The sequence below is a fragment of the Pontibacter sp. E15-1 genome (assembly GCF_022601975.1).
GTDB lineage: Bacteria > Bacteroidota > Bacteroidia > Cytophagales > Hymenobacteraceae > Pontibacter.
This window is the reverse complement of sequence record NZ_JAKVIR010000040.1, coordinates 1-17,724: the sequence shown is the minus strand read 5'-3', so window position 1 is coordinate 17,724 and position 17,724 is coordinate 1. Positions and strand designations below refer to the sequence as shown.

General features: G+C 49.5%; 16 protein-coding genes. 8 read left to right on the top strand and 8 right to left on the bottom strand.

Annotated elements, in window-relative coordinates; genetic code table 11:
* Positions 1 to 184: 184 nt before the first annotated feature.
* From folD to lepA, 5 genes are all read right to left on the bottom strand, one after another.
* Positions 185 to 1,066: a bifunctional methylenetetrahydrofolate dehydrogenase/methenyltetrahydrofolate cyclohydrolase FolD gene (gene folD, locus MKJ04_RS21330; protein WP_241644001.1), complete on the bottom strand. Its 882-nt coding sequence runs from the start codon at positions 1,064 to 1,066 to the stop codon at positions 185 to 187.
* 27 nt (positions 1,067 to 1,093) lie between these two features.
* Positions 1,094 to 1,456 (bottom strand): DUF5615 family PIN-like protein, encoded by a 363-nt coding sequence (locus MKJ04_RS21325; protein ID WP_241643999.1) that lies wholly within the window; start codon positions 1,454 to 1,456, stop codon positions 1,094 to 1,096.
* Between the two features lie 82 nt (positions 1,457 to 1,538).
* Positions 1,539 to 2,024, bottom strand: a complete 486-nt coding sequence (locus MKJ04_RS21320; RefSeq protein WP_241643997.1) for a DUF4375 domain-containing protein — start codon at positions 2,022 to 2,024, stop codon at positions 1,539 to 1,541.
* Positions 2,021 to 2,221 (bottom strand): DUF433 domain-containing protein, encoded by a 201-nt coding sequence (locus tag MKJ04_RS21315; protein ID WP_241644028.1) that lies wholly within the window; start codon positions 2,219 to 2,221, stop codon positions 2,021 to 2,023. The genes MKJ04_RS21320 and MKJ04_RS21315 overlap by 4 nt, the downstream gene beginning before the upstream one ends.
* Before the next feature lie 135 nt (positions 2,222 to 2,356).
* The gene (gene lepA / locus MKJ04_RS21310) at positions 2,357 to 4,141 is read right to left on the bottom strand and encodes a translation elongation factor 4 (protein ID WP_241643995.1); all 1,785 of its coding nucleotides are present in this window, start codon (positions 4,139 to 4,141) and stop codon (positions 2,357 to 2,359) included.
* Between the two features lie 212 nt (positions 4,142 to 4,353).
* On the opposite strand from lepA, the gene MKJ04_RS21305 reads away from it, so the two are divergent.
* The 4 genes from MKJ04_RS21305 to MKJ04_RS21290 all read left to right on the top strand — a co-directional run bounded on the left by MKJ04_RS21305 (position 4,354) and on the right by MKJ04_RS21290 (position 10,185).
* Complete coding sequence (locus tag MKJ04_RS21305; RefSeq protein ID WP_241643993.1) at positions 4,354 to 5,064, top strand: LuxR C-terminal-related transcriptional regulator; 711 nt, start codon at positions 4,354 to 4,356, stop codon at positions 5,062 to 5,064.
* Positions 5,065 to 5,222: 158 nt separating this feature from the next.
* Positions 5,223 to 8,609: a methylmalonyl-CoA mutase family protein gene (locus MKJ04_RS21300; RefSeq protein ID WP_241643991.1), complete on the top strand. Its 3,387-nt coding sequence runs from the start codon at positions 5,223 to 5,225 to the stop codon at positions 8,607 to 8,609.
* A 148-nt stretch (positions 8,610 to 8,757) separates the two neighbouring features.
* On the top strand, positions 8,758 to 8,907 hold the full coding sequence (locus MKJ04_RS21295) for a hypothetical protein (protein ID WP_241643988.1): 150 nt from the start codon (positions 8,758 to 8,760) through the stop codon (positions 8,905 to 8,907).
* A 678-nt stretch (positions 8,908 to 9,585) separates the two neighbouring features.
* Positions 9,586 to 10,185 carry an FKBP-type peptidyl-prolyl cis-trans isomerase gene (locus MKJ04_RS21290; protein WP_241643986.1) on the top strand — a complete coding sequence of 200 codons (600 nt, stop codon included), beginning with the start codon at positions 9,586 to 9,588 and terminating at the stop codon, positions 10,183 to 10,185.
* A gap of 82 nt (positions 10,186 to 10,267) precedes the next feature.
* Here the strand turns inward: MKJ04_RS21290 and MKJ04_RS21285 are convergent, their stop codons facing one another.
* Positions 10,268 to 10,738: a hypothetical protein gene (locus tag MKJ04_RS21285; protein WP_241643984.1), complete on the bottom strand. Its 471-nt coding sequence runs from the start codon at positions 10,736 to 10,738 to the stop codon at positions 10,268 to 10,270.
* 474 nt (positions 10,739 to 11,212) lie between these two features.
* On the opposite strand from MKJ04_RS21285, the gene MKJ04_RS21280 reads away from it, so the two are divergent.
* Positions 11,213 to 12,637, top strand: coding sequence for a Glu/Leu/Phe/Val family dehydrogenase (locus MKJ04_RS21280; RefSeq protein ID WP_241643982.1), 1,425 nt, complete (start codon positions 11,213 to 11,215; stop codon positions 12,635 to 12,637).
* Between the two features lie 26 nt (positions 12,638 to 12,663).
* Here MKJ04_RS21280 and MKJ04_RS21275 read toward each other — a convergent pair whose 3' ends face one another.
* Together MKJ04_RS21275 and MKJ04_RS21270 are read right to left on the bottom strand one after the other, a co-directional pair.
* Positions 12,664 to 13,113, bottom strand: a complete 450-nt coding sequence (locus MKJ04_RS21275) for a hypothetical protein (protein WP_241643980.1) — start codon at positions 13,111 to 13,113, stop codon at positions 12,664 to 12,666.
* 336 nt (positions 13,114 to 13,449) lie between these two features.
* A complete protein-coding gene (locus MKJ04_RS21270; RefSeq protein ID WP_241643979.1) occupies positions 13,450 to 15,258 on the bottom strand; it encodes a M61 family metallopeptidase in 1,809 nt (602 codons plus the stop codon).
* A 191-nt stretch (positions 15,259 to 15,449) separates the two neighbouring features.
* On the opposite strand from MKJ04_RS21270, the gene MKJ04_RS21265 reads away from it, so the two are divergent.
* The 3 genes from MKJ04_RS21265 to MKJ04_RS21255 all read left to right on the top strand — a co-directional run bounded on the left by MKJ04_RS21265 (position 15,450) and on the right by MKJ04_RS21255 (position 17,557).
* Positions 15,450 to 16,037, top strand: a complete 588-nt coding sequence (locus MKJ04_RS21265) for a C40 family peptidase (RefSeq protein WP_241643978.1) — start codon at positions 15,450 to 15,452, stop codon at positions 16,035 to 16,037.
* Positions 16,038 to 16,143: 106 nt separating this feature from the next.
* Positions 16,144 to 16,518 carry a hypothetical protein gene (locus tag MKJ04_RS21260; RefSeq protein ID WP_241643977.1) on the top strand — a complete coding sequence of 125 codons (375 nt, stop codon included), beginning with the start codon at positions 16,144 to 16,146 and terminating at the stop codon, positions 16,516 to 16,518.
* A gap of 607 nt (positions 16,519 to 17,125) precedes the next feature.
* Positions 17,126 to 17,557 carry a DUF2147 domain-containing protein gene (locus tag MKJ04_RS21255; protein ID WP_241643976.1) on the top strand — a complete coding sequence of 144 codons (432 nt, stop codon included), beginning with the start codon at positions 17,126 to 17,128 and terminating at the stop codon, positions 17,555 to 17,557.
* Positions 17,558 to 17,724: the final 167 nt, after the last annotated feature.

The following is a 17,724-nucleotide window of genomic DNA, read 5'->3' as shown; positions in this document are numbered from 1 at the left end:
CCTGCCCCTTCGAGGAGGGGCATCCGCAAGAAGTGGAGATTATCCACTTCGGAGGCGCTAAAAGTAAGGGATTTCACAACCAGAAGCCAATCCTTATAAAGCAAAGAACCCCGCAGGTATAGCAACTGCGGGGTTCTTTTTATAATGGTCTTGTGTCTTACGTCTTTCTACGTGTGTCCAAAAACTAAGCGTATACCTCTTTCTTGGCAGCTTTTAAGGTATTTTTCAGCAGCATGGCAATGGTGAGCGGGCCAACGCCGCCTGGCACCGGGGTGATGAAACTGCTTTTAGGGGCCACCTCGTCAAAGTTAACATCACCTTTCAGACGGAAGCCTGACTTGCGAGAGGCATCCGGCACGCGGGTGGTGCCTACGTCAATCACCACAACACCCTCTTTCACCATATCCGCTGTTACGAACTCTGGCTTGCCGATGGCTGCGATGATGATATCGGCCTGACGGGTATAAGACGGCAGGTCCACGGTGCGGCTGTGACAGATGGTTACAGTGCAGTTTCCTGGATAGGCGCTTTTTGCCATCAGGATGCTCATCGGCGATCCCACAATGTTGCTGCGGCCAATCACGACACAATGCTTACCGCTCGTCTCGATCTTGTATCGCTCCAGCAACTGCAGGATACCGGCAGGCGTGGCAGGCAGGTAAGCTGGCAAGCCCGCCACCATACGGCCAACGTTCATCGGGTGAAAACCGTCCACGTCTTTCTGCGGATCGATTGCCTCCAGCACCTTCTCCGGGTCGATGTGCTTCGGGAGCGGCAACTGCACGATAAAGCCATCAATGGCATCGTCCTGGTTCAGCGCTTCTATTTTGTTCAGCAGTTCTGCCTCCGTGATGGTGTCTTCGTAATGAAACAATGACGACGCAAAGCCCACACGCTCGCAGGCCAGCACCTTGTTGTTCACATAAGTAACGGAGCCGCCGTCGTTGCCGACCAGTATGGCGGCCAAGTGCGGCGCTCGTGCGCCACCGGCTTTCAGTTCAGCCACTTCGGCAGCTATTTCTTGTTGTATGGCTTCAGATGTTTTTTTACCGTCGAGCAGGGTCATGTGTTGGCTTATTCTTTTTATGTAGAATTATGAATTAATAACTAGCGCGTTTTCACGGCTTATTTCGATATAAAATCTAGCAGTAGTATGGTATGATTTTTTGAGTAGCTCCAGGTACTTTTCAAAAATAGCATTCAGTTCTTTTGTCGCCATATTGCCCAGACAAACCCTGATTAACCTTTGTGGTGATTTGCTTAAGAAATAAGCGTTTCTGAAATCCACATCCTTCGTGATTTCAATTAACTGATGCTTGTCAGCATACGTGGCCACAGCGCCATCTGAGGTATAAAAACTATCCAATATGTTATTCACGTGATACGCCTCCACGCCATGCAGTTGCAGGAATTTAACGAGCCGAAGCGGTATATGGACGTCACAGAGTACTTTCATTACGCAAGTTCCTGCAGAGATCGGTCTCGTATAGCCGTCAGCTACAGGTTTTATGTTAATGATTTTCGCTTAAGCAGTAGCCTTAGCAATTCCGAGTGGATTCGGAAGTAGTCGAATCCGCCGTAATTGCGGTTATACATTGTTGTAGTGCGTTTTTATTTTCCAATTCCAGTGTAATTATGTGTTCCAAAAGAGTTTTTTCTAATTCATCTGATATTTCCCAAAATTTATCGTCCATTTTCTCAATATCGCCTTCAAGTTGGTCTTCATCAAACTTGTCAAGCTCGTCTTGTCGAGCATCTGGTCCTTCAGGAACTCCATTTGGGAAATAGGTTTTATTGAATTCACGTAATTGATTCGCTACAGAATTAAAATTCAGATATTCTAAATCCGCAATAGTATCAGCATTTTTGTCCGCTCCGTGATTCATATAATGGTCCCATAATCCTTCAGTTGTTAAAGGTTCTATATTAAACCATACTCGTTGTTCACGAGTCAATTTTTCATAACCGGTAAATCCAGTATCAACTATCTTTTCCCAAGCATTTTGGGCTTCGTCTCTTGTCATAAGTTCGGTTCGTTAAATGCACTACAACTCACGGATAAAAGCATTTTTGCGAAATTCAGACAAGCGACAAAATCTTCTTTTTCAAGCTCCAGGTGATCTTCCAGAATTTCCTCTTTCGTCATATCCGAACTTAACAAATCAAGCACCACTTCCACGGGCCAGCGCATGCCTCTTACACATGGTTTTCCGTGGCATATCTACGGGTTAATGGTTATTCTTTCCAGGTAATTCATTGACTCAATTTCTGAAGACCGTAAAACAATCAAATTCAAAAAGCCACTAGCATAACCTACAAGCCCCGACACGCGGTGGCGTATCAGGGCTTGAGGTGTTTAGTCGAGTTTTAACACGGCTAAGAAGGCTTCCTGCGGAATTTCCACGTTGCCCACCTGGCGCATGCGTTTCTTACCTTTTTTCTGTTTTTCGAGTAGTTTACGCTTACGCGAGATGTCACCGCCATAACACTTGGCCAGTACGTTTTTGCGCATCGCTTTCACGGTTTCGCGGGAGATGATCTTTTGCCCGATGGCGGCTTGTATGGCAATCTCGAACATCTGGCGCGGCAGCAACTCACGAAGCTTCTCGCAGAGGCGCTTGCCCCAATCATATGCCTTGTCGCGGTGCACGATGGCGCTCAGGGCATCCACCTTCTCGCCGTTCAGCATAATATCCAGCTTTACCATGTTGGCTTGCCGGAAACCGATCAGTTCATAGTCCAGGGACGCGTAACCGCGTGAAATGGTCTTCAACTTGTCGAAGAAGTCGAACACGATTTCGGCCAAAGGCATCTCAAAAGAAAGCTCCACCCTGTCGCTGGTCAGGTAGGTCTGGTTTTTCAGGATGCCGCGCTTGTCCATGCAGAGCGTAATGATCGGCCCCACATAATCAGACTTTGATATGATCTGCGCCTTGATAAAAGGCTCTTCGATATGGCTGATAAAGCTCGGATCCGGCATTTCGGACGGAGCATTCACTTTTAGCAGGTTGTTTTTTGTATCGAAGGCGTGGAACTGAACAGAAGGCACGGTGGTGATCACGGTCATGTCGAACTCACGCTCCAGGCGTTCCTGTACAATCTCCATGTGCAGCATCCCCAGGAAGCCGCAACGGAAACCGAAGCCCAGGGCAGCGGATGTCTCCGGCTCCCATACCAGGGAGGCGTCGTTGAGTTGCAGTTTCTCCATAGAGGTGCGCAGCTCTTCGTACTCGCTCGTTTCCACCGGGTATATACCCGCGAAAACCATCGGCTTCACATCCTCAAAGCCCTGTATGCCTTTAGCCGGACGATCCACGTGCGTAATAGTATCCCCCACTTTCACCTCTTTGGCATTTTTGATGCCCGAGATCAGGTAGCCCACATTTCCGGCACCCATTACTTTCTTGGATTCCTGGTTCAGCTTCAATACCCCGATCTCGTCGGCCTCATAGGTTTTGCCCGTGTTAATGAATTTCACCTTCTCGCCCTTCTTCAGGGTGCCATTGAAAATACGGAAGTATACTTCGATGCCTCTGTAAGAGTTGAAAACAGAGTCAAAGATCAGGGCCTGCAATGGCGCTTCCGGGTCTCCCTTCGGGGCCGGTATACGATCGCAGATGGCAGCCAGGATCTCTTCTATACCTATACCGGACTTACCGGAGGCATGGATGATATCCTCCCGCTCACAACCGATCAGTTCAATGATCTGGTCCGATACTTCCTCGGGCATGGCGTGCGGCAGGTCGATCTTGTTGAGCACCGGGATGATCTCCAGATCGTTGCCGATGGCGAGGTATAAGTTGGAAATGGTCTGCGCCTCTATACCCTGCGAAGAGTCCACGATCAGCAAGGCACCCTCGCAGGCGGCAATGGAGCGGGAAACTTCATAGGAAAAGTCTACGTGACCAGGCGTGTCGATCAGGTTAAGCACATATTCCTCGCCTTTGTAATGGTAATCCATCTGGATGGCGTGGCTCTTGATCGTGATGCCACGCTCACGCTCCAGGTCCATGTTATCCAACAGCTGGTTTTGCATTTCACGCTCTGCCACGGTAGAGGTAAATTCCAGCAGACGGTCTGCCAGAGTGCTTTTTCCATGGTCGATATGGGCGATGATGCAAAAGTTTCGAATGTTCTTCATATAATCTAAATACGAGAACAAAGTTAAGAATATTCCTGTCAAAAACGTGATATGCTTCGGCTATGCCAGCAAATCTATATCGCTTGCACCATAAAGTTTGTTTCTCCGTTTCCTGCTGCCTCGGACCCGGTTAGCATTTTATTTATAATATTTTTTATTTATCTTGTTTATAGTATAAAAGACAAGGCCACCATTACGCACAACTACCACAGATGATCACAAACAAGGAAACTGAAACTGCCACTCACAGCCTGGCCGCCCTACGGCAGGAACTGGATATTCTGAAAGAAAAATGCGCCTTTCTGGAAAAAGTAGTACACGAGGTGCCTGCAAACATTTATATCTCTGACCTGGAGAAAGGCGTGGTCTGGTGCAACAAAACCAACGAGGAGACCCTGGGGTATACCCTGGACGATATCCTGCAAATGGGCGGTATGCACTACTTCCAGGAAATAGTGCACCCCGAGGACCTCAACATTCCGGAGGACAGCATCGACCACTACCACCACTCGCCCAGCCCGCAGTTTGGCGGCATTTTCAGGGCGAGGCACAAACACGCCAGCACTTATGTATGGTATATGGGCTGGTCCAAACCCTTCGCCCTTCACCCGGATGGCAGCACCCGGCAGATTATTTGTGTGGACGTGGACATGAGCCAGCAGATGAACACCGATAGCCAACTGACGGAGGCGCTGAAGGAAAACCTCCGGATCAAGAACAAGCTGCTCATCAAAAGCCTGCGGAAAAGGGAGATTGAGGTGCTCCAACTCATCTGCCGGGGTATGAGCACCAACCGCATCGCGGAGGCGCTCTTTATCAGCGCGAACACCGTGAGCACCCACCGCAAGAACATCCAGAAAAAGCTCGGAACCAGGAATGTGGCTGACCTCGTGACACTGGCCCGGGAGGCTGGCCTGGGGTAAGACCGCGCTTGCTTCTCCTTCCCGATTTGCCGTTTCCATACCCAATTTGCGTGTTTGCAGGATAGGTACGTACTCACTTGCCTTGTGCCCGACTGCGGGATTCTCTGCCAGAATTGATTATCTTCGCATCAAATTCGAAAAAACACTGTTACGCAAGTATGACTTACACCACTGTAGAACCATATAAGCCTGTCAACCACATCCGTATCGTGACAGCAGCCTCTTTGTTTGACGGCCACGATGCTGCCATCAACATCATGCGCCGTATCATTCAAGCCTCAGGCGCCGAGGTGATTCACCTGGGCCACAACCGTTCGGTGCAGGAAATTGTGGACTGCGCCATTCAGGAAGATGCACAGGCAATTGCCATTACCTCGTACCAGGGCGGGCACATCGAGTATTTCAAATACATGCATGACCTGCTGCAGGAGCGCGGCAGCGGGAACATCCGCCTGTTCGGTGGCGGTGGCGGCGTGATTCTGCCCAGCGAAATCGAGGAACTGCAGGGGTATGGCATTGCCCGCATCTACTCCCCCGACGATGGCCGCGCCATGGGCCTGCAGGGTATGATCAACGACATGCTGCAGCAGTGCGACTTCCCGACCGGGAAGAACCTGAACGGCGAGTATACCCACCTGAAAGACAAAAACCCACAGGACATCGCCCGACTCATATCGGCTGCCGAAAACTTCCCGGAAGAGGCGCGCGCGATACTGAATGAGGTACGGAAGCAGGCGAAGGACGTGAAAACGCCAGTGTTGGGTATAACCGGCACGGGCGGGGCTGGTAAATCGTCTTTGGTGGACGAGCTGGTGCGCCGCTTCCTGATTGACTTCCCGGAGAGGAAAATCGCCATCATCTCCGTGGACCCGTCGAAGCGCAAAACAGGCGGTGCCTTGCTCGGCGACAGAATCCGTATGAACTCCATCGCCAACGATCGGGTATACATGCGCTCGCTGGCCACCCGCCAGAGCAACCTGGCCCTGAGCAAGTATGTGCAGGACGCCGTGGACATAGTGAAGGCAGCCGACTTTGACCTGATCATCCTGGAAACATCCGGCATAGGCCAGTCCGACACCGAGATCATCGAGCATTCTGACACCAGCCTGTATGTGATGACACCCGAATACGGCGCCGCCACCCAGCTCGAGAAAATCGACATGCTGGACTTTGCCGACGTGATTGCCCTGAACAAGTTTGACAAGCGCGGTGCCCTGGACGCCCTGCGCGATGTGAAAAAGCAGTATAAGCGCAACCACCAGCTCTGGGACACAGCCGACGATGCTATACCGGTATTCGGGACAATTGCCTCGCAGTTTAACGACCCGGGCATGAACCAGCTGTACCGTGCCATCATGGCAAAAGTCTCAGAGAAAACGGGTATGGACTTTGCCTCCAGCCTGAGCGCCTCGAAGGAGATGTCTGAGAAAGTATACATCATCCCCCCTGCCCGCACGCGTTACCTCTCCGAGATAGCCGAGACCATCCGCAGCTACGACAAGTGGAGCAGGGATCAGGCGGAAATCGCCCAAAAGCTATACGGTATCCGGAAGTCTATTGAGGCGGTGCAGGGTATAAACGTGGAGGACAAGGACCGGCTGGTGAAGCAACTCAAGCAGACCTATACCGAAGTGGAACTGAACCTGGATGGCCAGAACAAGAAGATTCTGGAGAACTGGAAAGACAAAGTACAGGCGTATAAGAATGAGTTCTACGTGTTCAAGGTCCGCGACAAGGAACTAAAGATTCAGACACACACGACCTCCCTTTCGCAACTGCAGATACCGAAGGTGGTTACGCCGCGGTATGAGGCGTGGGGCGATTTGCTGAAGTGGAACCTGCAGGAGAACGTGCCGGGCGAGTTTCCTTACACAGCGGGTGTGTTCCCATTCAAGCGCGAGGGCGAAGACCCTACCCGCATGTTTGCCGGCGAGGGCGGACCGGAGCGCACCAATCGCCGTTTCCATTATGTGAGCCTGGGCTTGCCCGCCAAGCGGCTTTCCACGGCCTTCGACTCTGTGACGCTCTATGGCGAGGACCCGGACCACCGCCCGGACATATATGGCAAGATCGGCAACTCAGGCGTGAGCATCTGCTGCCTCGATGATGCCAAGAAACTGTACTCTGGCTTCCACCTCGCCGACCCGAAGACATCCGTGTCCATGACCATCAACGGGCCCGCCGCCATCCTGACCGGCTTCTTCATGAACGCCGCCATCGATCAGCAGTGTGAGCTTTATATTAAAGAGAATGGGCTGGAAGATGAGATCAACCAGAAAATCGACGCGATCTATAAAGAAAAGGGTATAACTCGCCCAAGCTACCAGGGCCCGTTGCCAGAGGGTAACGATGGGTTAGGCTTGATGCTTCTCGGCGTGACTGGCGACCAGGTATTGCCTGCGGAGGTATACGAGCCAATCAAAACCCGTACACTCGCAGCTGTCCGTGGTACTGTGCAGGCCGATATTCTGAAAGAAGACCAAGCGCAGAACACGTGCATCTTCTCCACGGAATTCTCGCTCCGCCTGATGGGTGACGTGCAGCAGTACTTCATTGACAAAAACGTGCGCAACTTCTACTCGGTGTCTATCTCTGGGTATCACATCGCCGAGGCGGGCGCCAACCCCATCTCGCAGCTGGCCTTCACGCTGGCGAACGGCTTCACGTTTGTAGAGTACTACGTGAGCCGGGGCATGGACATCAACAAGTTTGCGCCGAACCTGAGCTTCTTCTTTTCCAACGGCATAGATCCGGAGTATGCGGTGATAGGCCGTGTGGCGCGTAAAATCTGGGCCAAGGCCATGAAGCTGAAGTATGGCGCTGACGCCCGTTCTCAGATGCTCAAGTACCATATCCAGACATCAGGCCGGTCGTTGCATGCGCAGGAAATCGACTTCAACGACATCCGCACCACCCTGCAGGCGCTCTACGCCATATACGACAACTGCAATTCGCTCCACACCAACGCCTACGACGAGGCGATCACCACGCCTACCGAGGCATCGGTGCGTCGGGCAATGGCCATCCAGCTGATCATCAACCGCGAACTTGGCTTGGCCAAGAACGAGAACCCGCTGCAAGGCTCCTTCATTATTGAAGAACTGACCGATTTGGTGGAACAGGCCGTGCTGATTGAGTTCGACCGCATCACGGAGCGCGGCGGCGTGCTGGGCGCCATGGAGACCATGTACCAGCGCGGCAAGATTCAGGAAGAGAGCCTGTACTACGAAACCTTAAAACATACCGGCGAGTATCCGATCATTGGCGTGAACACGTTTCTGTCTTCCACTGGCTCGCCCACTGTGCTTCCGAAAGAGGTAATCCGGGCAACCGAGGAGGAGAAGTTGTACCAGATCAACATGGTGCATGCCCTGCAGGAACAAAACCGCGATAAGTGTGCCGCCATGCTGAAGCGCATCCAGCAGGTTGCGGTCCAGAACGGGAATATATTCGAGGAGCTGATGGAGACCGTGAAATTCTGCTCGCTGGGTCAGATCACAAATGCCCTATTTGAAGTTGGTGGGCAGTACCGCCGGAATATGTAGTAAAATCATATCCTTTGAATCAACAGCAAGCGCCAGGTATAACTACCTGGCGCTTGCTGTTTTAACTCGTTGAATGCCATTTCCCTTGCCTAACAATAGCGGCCAACTATCCGTATGGACGAGATAATATACTACTAATCTGCAAGCTATGTCTAGATCTTCCCTTTCGCCGTTAGTTGTCCTGGGTGTTTCAATTTTAGTGGTGGGTATAGTAACCTGTGTATACATGTCCGAATGCTTCGATAATGTTACGTTAGACATCGACACTTCGGATGAGGATTCGGAGGACTACACCTAAGCGAAACACCTCATTTTTGGCGTAAATTCAGCTTACATTAACTGCATGTTATCAAATAAGTGAGTGCGCACTAATTATTTACAGTTTTGTAACATAAGATGAGAACTTTATACTATATGGCTGCGTTACTATGCAAAAATAGCGTTTCACAAGTATAAAACTCTGGCATATGAAAAGCATTACGACTCTGTCTTCCTTCTTCCTGATCGGTACCACCATCAGTCTACTCGTTAAGTCCTTGCTGCAGCCAGCCCACGTTCATTCAGATGGCGCGGAAGAAGATTTTCCCTTATACCTGTAAAACGCAGTTCCCAGCCTCGTCTGACCATTCAGGCATCTGGTAAAAGCTATCCTAAAAAATCTAACAGCCGCAGTAGCGCATCCGCGTTCATCTGTTACTGTCAATTCGTAGAAATAAACAAAGCCGCGCTTCTGTCAGAAGGAGCGCGGCTTTGCTATGTATGATTGGGCCATAAAACTAAATCAGTGCGGAAGTTATGGGCACTGCCAGCCAGGTAAAGGTGAGGTACAGCCCGACGCTGTGATAGTATATATACAACTGCCGGAACCCTAGTATGCTGCCGCGCAGTTTGCAGCTAAAAGCAGAGAAGTGTAACTTTGCCCTCCCCTAGCGGTATATTTATTTTTGAAAGCACCACGCGTGCAAAAACAAACACTATGGATTTGAAAGAGAAAATCAGCTACATTATTGGCCGCGACATGGCAAATAACCTAGCCAAGCAAGGCATCACCATCGATGTAGACCCTTTTATAAAAGGCATGAAAGAGGTACAGGAGGGCACTCCTTCCTCGCTGTCGCAGGAAGAGGTGCAACAGGCCATGATGGCCCTGCAGCAGGAAATGGCCCAGAAACAGAATGCCGCCGGATCTGAAAACCAGCAGGTAGGCGAGGCGTTTCTTGCAGAGAACAAGAAAAGAGAAGGCGTAACCACCCTGGACAGTGGCCTTCAGTATCAGGTGATCGAGGAAGGCTCCGGCAAGTCTCCGTCTAAAAACGACACGGTAACCACCCATTATCATGGCACGCTGATCGATGGTACGGTGTTCGACTCAAGCTATGCCCGCAACGAGCCAGCAACGTTCCCTGTAAACGGCGTGATTGCCGGCTGGACAGAGGCTTTGCAACTCATGAAGGAAGGCGCTAAGTGGAGACTGTTTATACCCTCTAACCTGGCGTATGGGGCTCAGGGAGCAGGCGAAGCGATTGGGCCAAACGCCACACTGGTGTTTGACGTTGAGCTTTTAGCCGTTAAATAGCCCCCTTTACCTACAAAGCCGCAGCCCGGACAGATGGAGTATTCCTAGGTCCGGGCTGCGGCTTTTAAGTACGTATGATCTTTTATTTGTATGGCACTTTATTCAGCCAGCGCAGCGCCTCTTCCTTATAGAGCGAATGCTGAATGATCATAAAGTGGTTATTGTGTATCAACTCATCTCCCTCTAGCTCCGCCACAAGGTCGTGGAACAAGTCTACCGGCAACACAATAGCCACGAATACATTCGCGCCAATACTGCGCAGCATCTTCGGGAAAACACTGCTAAACACCCACCGTTGATCTTCGCTGTCGATAAAGCTTCTTTTGTTCAGGTCCAGCAAAATCTTTCTTGCCTTGTAGTGCTGCACTTGCTTCAGGACCTGTATATAGCCTTTGCGCATTTCTTTAGAAGGTACCAGGCCAGTCCAGTTAACGAACAGAATTTCCTGCTCTTCCAAAAAAGAGAAGCTAAGTTCCTCACAGCCTGAGGCATTTTCCGTTACAGTGCTCACGTTGACAGGTACACCCGCCATTACCTCGTTTTCAATTACCATCTGCATAATTCCGGATTTGACTTAATTCCCCTGATCCACGACAAGCTGAAAGGTTCTATAGCTTATACCTATTGTAAAATACAGATTAAAAATTATATTTTACAAGTAAATTATAAATATCTTTTATTTAATGTAATGATACAAACAATACGCATTTGCCGAACGATAGTTGTGTCTCTAACACTTAATCAAGATTTGTTGTAACATCTTTCAGCAGTATGGTTCACCTACCCTCTTCATGGCATTGCTAACTTGGGATTGAAGTTTATGGAGCTGTGTAAAAGTTTGATTTGAGAGATTAAGTGCTGAAGCAATGGGAAATCTAAAGTATACTACGATCCTGTAGATGAGCGAAGTATTATTTTTAAAACAGCGTGAAAGTGCATACATTGGGAAAAAGGGCAAGAAGAACAAATCTTGCCTATCAACGTTCATAAATCATCATAAGACCACCAAAAAAAACTACTCACACGTATGGAAAATGAACCTAATGAGGGGAAAAAATTTCTAGAAAGCGTCCATCAGTTTTTTGACCACGCTGCTAGTTTTTCCAGACTCAGCCCGGGCATACTGGCACAGATCAAGGCTCCCAACAGTGTCTACAAAGTATCTTTCCCTGTAGAGATTGAGGGGAAGATTGAAGTGATTGAAGGCATTCGGGTACAACACTCCCACCACAAGCTTCCGTCTAAAGGCGGTATTCGCTACAGCATGCAGGTAGACGAGGATGAGGTGAAAGCCCTTGCCACGCTCATGACCTTCAAGTGCGCCGTAGTGGACGTGCCGTTTGGCGGTGCCAAAGGCGGCGTGAAGATCAACCCCCGCACCAGCTCCGTAAAAACGCTGGAGAGCGTGACCCGGCGCTATGCTACCGAGCTGATCAAAAAGAACCTGATTGGGCCGGGTATTGACGTGCCCGCGCCTGACTATGGTACTGGTAGCCGTGAAATGGCCTGGATTGCCGATACTTACCAGACATTTAAGTATGGCGAAACGAGCGCGCTTGGCTGTGTAACAGGTAAGCCCGTAGGGCAGGGTGGTATTCGCGGCCGTGCAGAAGCCACAGGCCTTGGCATTTACTATGGCATTCGCGAAACCCTGGCTGACACCGAGCTGCTCAAGGACAAAAAATTTAATGGCCAAAGCATGCAGGGAAAGCGCATTATTGTGCAGGGCCTTGGAAATGTGGGCTATCATGCAGCTTCTTTCTGCCAGCAGGATGGGGCTGTGATCGTGGGCATAGCCGAGCGTGAGGGAGGTATATTCAATGCCAACGGCATTGACGTGCAGGATGCTTTCAAGCACCGAAGTGAAAATGGCTCTATCCTTAACTTCAAGGACTGCAAAAACTACGACAACTCCACAGACTTGCTGGAGATGGAGTGTGATATCCTCATCCCGGCTGCCCTCGAGAATGTGATCCACAGCGGAAATGCGGGTAACATCAAAGCCAAGATCGTTGCGGAGGGTGCAAACGGACCTGTGACGCGCGAAGCAGAGGAAATTTTGCTGCGAAAGGGCATCATCATTATCCCGGACTTATACCTGAATGCCGGCGGTGTAACGGTTTCTTATTTTGAGTGGCTCAAAAACCTTTCAAACGTGCGTTTCGGACGTATGGGCAAGCGCGCTGAAGAGGCGAGCTACCTGCGACTGGTGAACGCCATTGAGAGTTCGTCTGGTAAAAGCCTGACAGCAGGTGAACGTGCTTTCCTGACCCAGGGAGCAGATGAGATCGGCCTGGTGAGATCGGGCCTGGAAGACACGATGATCAATGCCTACCACGAAATTCGGGAAGTGATGCTGCAGAAAACCATTCCGGATCTGCGGACAGCGGCTTTCCTGACGGCCATCGAGAAAATAGGCGTTAGCTACGAGTCTTTGGGCATTTTCCCTTGAGGTAACTTACGTTTGCATATAAAAGGTCAGGTGGCAAAAGGAAACAATGCCGAATCCTGGCCTTTTTTTATGTTCTCAAGCCAGTGTAACGCCTCTTCCTGATCAGTGAAGTAGTTAAAGTGAACATAATCATCCGCCGTCTCTGAAGATGGGACCATATAATTTGACACGACAGCCTTGAAATGATTTTCTGAGAATACCACCGCCACATAAAAATCGTCATTCAGGATATTGTATGTTTTATTGTAGCATTCTGTTGCCAGCCACGTCTCCTGGTCCTTGGTCAAGGCCCCAACTAGAGTCAGATCAGTGCAATATAGTTTCACTGGGAAGTTTTTGGATAAAAACTCTACAATGGCAACATGCGCCTCAATAAACACCGCATCTGTTGGCCGCATTAACCAACTGACTGAAAGGCAATTGACCTGAAATAAATATGATATTTTAACGTATGGCGTTTCTAATACCACCATCATCTTTAGAATTTAAATCATTTTCAACACCGAAAGTTAAGCAGGAATACGGCAAATCACAACAAATATATTAAACACAATATACAATATATTAAGGCATTCCAAGGTTCTACTTAATTGCACTATTTCTTTTTATTTCCTATATTTCTTATAAAACATCGTCATTGTTTACGACGGCTACAGGAATTAGAAAGAGAATAGAAAACTGGTTTAGCATTCATCTAAACTTACTTTCTCAGAATTGAATGCATCCACAAAAAGAAAAAAGGACAGCGCCCGAAAAGCTTAAAGAGCTTTTCGGGCGCTGTCCTTTAATGATGAAAAATAATTTTGTTTCGCCTAAATATTATTTAGGGCCAACCACTTTTTATATATTTTTTGCTGCAAGTCGGTTGGGTTTTGTGTTTGCTCGAATCTGTAGCGCACATTTTCCTCTTTCAGGATCGGGATACGAAGCGTCTGCAGCTTTCCTTCCCTGGCAAGCGTCACTTCGGCGGTTTCGCCAACACGAAGACTGCTCACATAACTGTCCAAGTCATTTCCGACTCTGTACCCGTTGATAGCCACAATCTCATCGTTCACGTTCAGCCCGCCCTCGTAGGCGCTACTTCCTCTGTTAACGCCCCGAACCAGCACCTTGCCATCCGAAACGGCAGTGGAGGCTCCCCAGCTCGCTGCATTTATACCATCGTTTACATTTACCAGGCGCAAGCCTGCGGCATCGAAATAGCTGTTGTAATCAGGAGTTTTGGTGCCGTTCACGAAATCTTTGAAGAAAGCGTCCATGTTGCGGCCCGACACTTTTTCCAGCGCCTCTTTAAACTCTGCTTCCTCAAAGCCACGGCCAAGTTTCTTGTAGTAGCGGTTATACATGTAGCGCATCACATCATCCAGCGATTTGTCGCCTTTGGTGGCTTCCATAATCTCCATGTTCAACAGGTGGCCCAGCACGCCGCCTTTGGTATAATAAGACACCTCCGCATTGTTAGAATTCTCGGTGCGGCGATAATATTTTATCCAGGCATCAAAACTGGCCTCGGCCACCGCCTGCACCTTGTTTCCTGGGGTGTTTTCGACCGAGTTGATGCTCCCGGATACCACATCGAGGTAGCGCTGCGGCGAGGTATAGCCAGCACGACGCACAATCAAATCATCGTAGTAACTCGTGATGCCTTCTGACACCCACAGCAGGTCGGTATAGCTTTCCTGGTTATAGTTGAATGGACCCAGGGGCAGCGGACGAAGCCGTTTCACGTTCCAGAGGTGGAAGTACTCATGCGCCACAAGCGCAAGAAAGCCATTGTAACCTGAATCCGTGCCATAGTTCCAGCGCGATGTCTGCAGGGTGGTAGAGTTCAGGTGCTCCAGGCCCCCGCCCCCTTTATTCAGGTTGTGGATGATAAAAACATACCGGTCAACGGGCAGCTCGCCGATAATGGCAACGGCTTCCTGCGTTACTTTCTGCATGTCCTCCATCAGGCGCTTCGGATCGAAGTTGCCTTCGCCATACACCGCCACATCGTGAGGCACGCCAGCTGTGGTAAACGTGTATACCTCATGGTTTCCGATCTCCAACGGAGAGTCGGCCAGAATATCGTAGTTCGGAAAAGCGTAACTGAAGCCGCCCGTGCTTTTTAAGCCCGTCGACACCTTGCTCCATCCCGCATAGGGCTTCACAACCAGCGTTCCGGCAGTGTTCTGGAATTCTTCTGGATACATAAAAACACTGGTGCCGTTCACGTACCCGTGCGACGCATCCAGAAAACTGGTGCGAACGCTCATTTCGTAAGCATATACACTGTACTTTGCACGCACCAGATCAGCTTTGTTGCTGTACACGCGCCAGGTGTTCTTGTCAATTTTCTCGGACCGCAGCGTTTTACCGGATTGGTCCGTGGCTTCAAATCCCTCGATGTTTTTGGCGAACTCGCGCACCAGGTAAGAGCCTGGCGCCCATACCGGAAGCGTGAAGTCAATGTGATTTTTCTTTGCGCCGCTAAGCTCGGCCTCCACCTCAAAATAATGTGTGTGTGGCGCGGGCATCGTCAGGGTATACTTCAGTTCGGCCGCCAGTGCCGTGGCTGCGCCGCGGAGGCTTAGAAAAAGAAAGAGTAGCAGTGCTAGCTTGAATTGTGTTTGTTTGAGCATGTGATTGGTTTGGATGATTGATAAAAGCTTTGGCATGTTACAACAAATACCGTGCTTTTCAAAATTCGCAACCTCGCCCCTTGCCCCTGCCCCATGCGCTTGCCCATATGTATGATATTCAGAATCTGACTGGGCTGCCATCAGGTTGGCACGGTATTTCCATACAAAAAAGCGCACCACACGAAACCACTATGAAAAAGACCTATATATACGTATGCGCCCCGCTCCTACTGCTTGCCACCATGTTGTGGGCCACTCCAGGCGCTATCCTGCCGGAACCAGAAACAGCAAACAGCAAGGCTATAACAGAAATTTCTCCCGCAATAGCGCAGCACCACGCACCAGAGGATCGCGCTACAATGCCAGCGGCATACAACTCAGGTAAGGAAACAGGCAGGCATCAGAAGATAATTGACTATGCCATGAGCCTGATGGGAAGCCCCTACGTGTATGCGGGTATCTCGCCAGAGGGCTTCGACTGCTCCGGTTTTGTGACGCATGTTTTCGCTGAGTTTGAGATTCCGGTGCCCCACTCCTCTGCATTGCAGGCCGAAGAGGGCTTGGGTGTTACCCGGGACGAGGCCAGGCCGGGAGACCTGGTGATATTTACCGGCACTAACCCTGATGTGCGTGAGCCCGGGCATGTTGGCATCGTGATTTCCGGCAAAGGCGAGCCGATCCAGTTTGTACACGCCTCCTCAAACGGTGGGGTAAAGGTTAGCGAGGTGGAGGGCACACGCTACGATCTACGCTTTTTAGAAGTTAGAAGAATCCTGTAGCGAAAATCTCTTAATTAGTCGTTTACTATATAACCCCTACTGATTTTTACGTACATATCACCATGGCTTGCCGCTGGCAGGTTTAACTATCCCAAAACTCAATGCCATGGTACATCCTTATATCATCAACAGCATCAATGCCTTTGTGCTGCTGGCCGCAGGCCTAACTGGTTATTTCGCCAACCCGGCCAAGCCCCCCACAGCTTTGATCGCACCGCTTTTTGGGCTTTTGCTCCTGGCATGTACTTATCACCTGCGCAAGCACAATCGGTTTGTGTTTCATACAGTAACGGCCCTGACCCTGCTCGTGGGCTTTTTGGTGGTATGGCGCATCGACCCGGCAACTTTCACCCTCAGCAGGAGAAATGTACTGCTGGTAGTGATGGGGCTAAGCTGCTTTGTGGCAGTCGCGTTTTATATTGGTACTTTTATTAGAGAGCGCCGCATGCGCGATAACTCTATTTACAAAGACGACCTGTAACAGACAGAAGTGGGTATAAAAAGAAACACCTGATGTAGCCCGTCAAGATACATCAGGTGTTTCAGAATCCTAAAAAGTCTTACCAAGCAGCTTTCTGTGTTTCAGAAAACCATCCGAAGACCAATGTAATTGCATGCTGCATAAACAGCAAAATCCCGTTTACGAAGCCACTTCACGGTTTAGGTGAATACTATTACGTAGGCTTGATAACACTCGTTTGGGATTAGACATCAGCACCTCCTTTCTCATTAGTCCAACATAACCCTTCGCCCCGGACCATAAAAGTATATCAGGTCAGTCGGATCAGAGCCGTAGCACTCGCTACTGTATTTGTAAAGATAAAATAACGGCTAAAAGTTCACAATGTTTTGCACATTATTTTTAGATATTTGCCAGGCAAAACCCGCTTAATGGCAACATGCTGATACTCAGCAAACCACTGTTTCATGCATGTGCTGCCTCCCGTATAGCGCATATAACTTCCCTATTTGTGTCAAGGAACCGCGTTGGCTTTATTCTTGCTCCTAAAGCGATAATTCCGATACTTTAGCTATACTTCTATTTTTTTGGTATATTTCGTTGCACACTATAATCAAACATTTCTAACATGAGAAAGCGCATTTCATTTTTAGTTGCCTTTATGCTTTTCGCCACGTATTCCTGGTCTCAGAGTTTGTCTCCACTCGGGGTATGGACCAACCAGGACGGAAAGGCTGAGTTTGAGATTTACCAGTGCGGCGACAAGCTGTGCGGCAAAATCGTTTCTCTGAAAGACCCTAACCGAAACGGCAAGCCTAAAGTAGACGAGAACAACCCGGTGCAAAAACTGCAAACCCGCCCGTTGATGGGGATGGTGTTTATGAAAGGATTTGAATACGAGGGAGACAACAAATGGGATGACGGCACCATTTACGATCCTGAAAGCGGGAAAACCTATTCCTGCTACATGAAGATACTGAGCAAAAACAAGATGGAAGTAAAGGGATATATCGGCATTTCGCTGCTTGGCAAAACCCAGGCCTGGACCAGAATACAGTAACATCTGATACGCCTTTGCCAAAAGAGGGACCCTGCTGCGGCACGGCCCCTCTTTTTTATGGTGTCTTAAAAATCAGAATTAGGTATAAAACGGGAGTGTAATTTAAACTGTGTCATTTCATTATTTCAATTTACTGGCCCTGTTGGTGTACTGGTGTGAATCCTTAC

What these genes read in the sequence shown, in the direction of transcription:
- folD (WP_241644001.1), bottom strand. Translation starts at nt 1,066, where the DNA reads ATGACCCTGCTCGACGGTAAAAAAACATCTGAAGCCATACAACAAGAA.
- MKJ04_RS21325 (WP_241643999.1), bottom strand. Translation starts at nt 1,456, where the DNA reads ATGAAAGTACTCTGTGACGTCCATATACCGCTTCGGCTCGTTAAATTC.
- MKJ04_RS21320 (WP_241643997.1), bottom strand. Translation starts at nt 2,024, where the DNA reads ATGACAAGAGACGAAGCCCAAAATGCTTGGGAAAAGATAGTTGATACT.
- lepA (WP_241643995.1), bottom strand. Translation starts at nt 4,141, where the DNA reads ATGAAGAACATTCGAAACTTTTGCATCATCGCCCATATCGACCATGGA.
- MKJ04_RS21305 (WP_241643993.1), top strand. Translation starts at nt 4,354, where the DNA reads ATGATCACAAACAAGGAAACTGAAACTGCCACTCACAGCCTGGCCGCC.
- MKJ04_RS21300 (WP_241643991.1), top strand. Translation starts at nt 5,223, where the DNA reads ATGACTTACACCACTGTAGAACCATATAAGCCTGTCAACCACATCCGT.
- MKJ04_RS21295 (WP_241643988.1), top strand. Translation starts at nt 8,758, where the DNA reads ATGTCTAGATCTTCCCTTTCGCCGTTAGTTGTCCTGGGTGTTTCAATT.
- MKJ04_RS21290 (WP_241643986.1), top strand. Translation starts at nt 9,586, where the DNA reads ATGGATTTGAAAGAGAAAATCAGCTACATTATTGGCCGCGACATGGCA.
- MKJ04_RS21285 (WP_241643984.1), bottom strand. Translation starts at nt 10,738, where the DNA reads ATGGTAATTGAAAACGAGGTAATGGCGGGTGTACCTGTCAACGTGAGC.
- MKJ04_RS21280 (WP_241643982.1), top strand. Translation starts at nt 11,213, where the DNA reads ATGGAAAATGAACCTAATGAGGGGAAAAAATTTCTAGAAAGCGTCCAT.
- MKJ04_RS21275 (WP_241643980.1), bottom strand. Translation starts at nt 13,113, where the DNA reads ATGATGGTGGTATTAGAAACGCCATACGTTAAAATATCATATTTATTT.
- MKJ04_RS21270 (WP_241643979.1), bottom strand. Translation starts at nt 15,258, where the DNA reads ATGCTCAAACAAACACAATTCAAGCTAGCACTGCTACTCTTTCTTTTT.
- MKJ04_RS21265 (WP_241643978.1), top strand. Translation starts at nt 15,450, where the DNA reads ATGAAAAAGACCTATATATACGTATGCGCCCCGCTCCTACTGCTTGCC.
- MKJ04_RS21260 (WP_241643977.1), top strand. Translation starts at nt 16,144, where the DNA reads ATGGTACATCCTTATATCATCAACAGCATCAATGCCTTTGTGCTGCTG.
- MKJ04_RS21255 (WP_241643976.1), top strand. Translation starts at nt 17,126, where the DNA reads ATGAGAAAGCGCATTTCATTTTTAGTTGCCTTTATGCTTTTCGCCACG.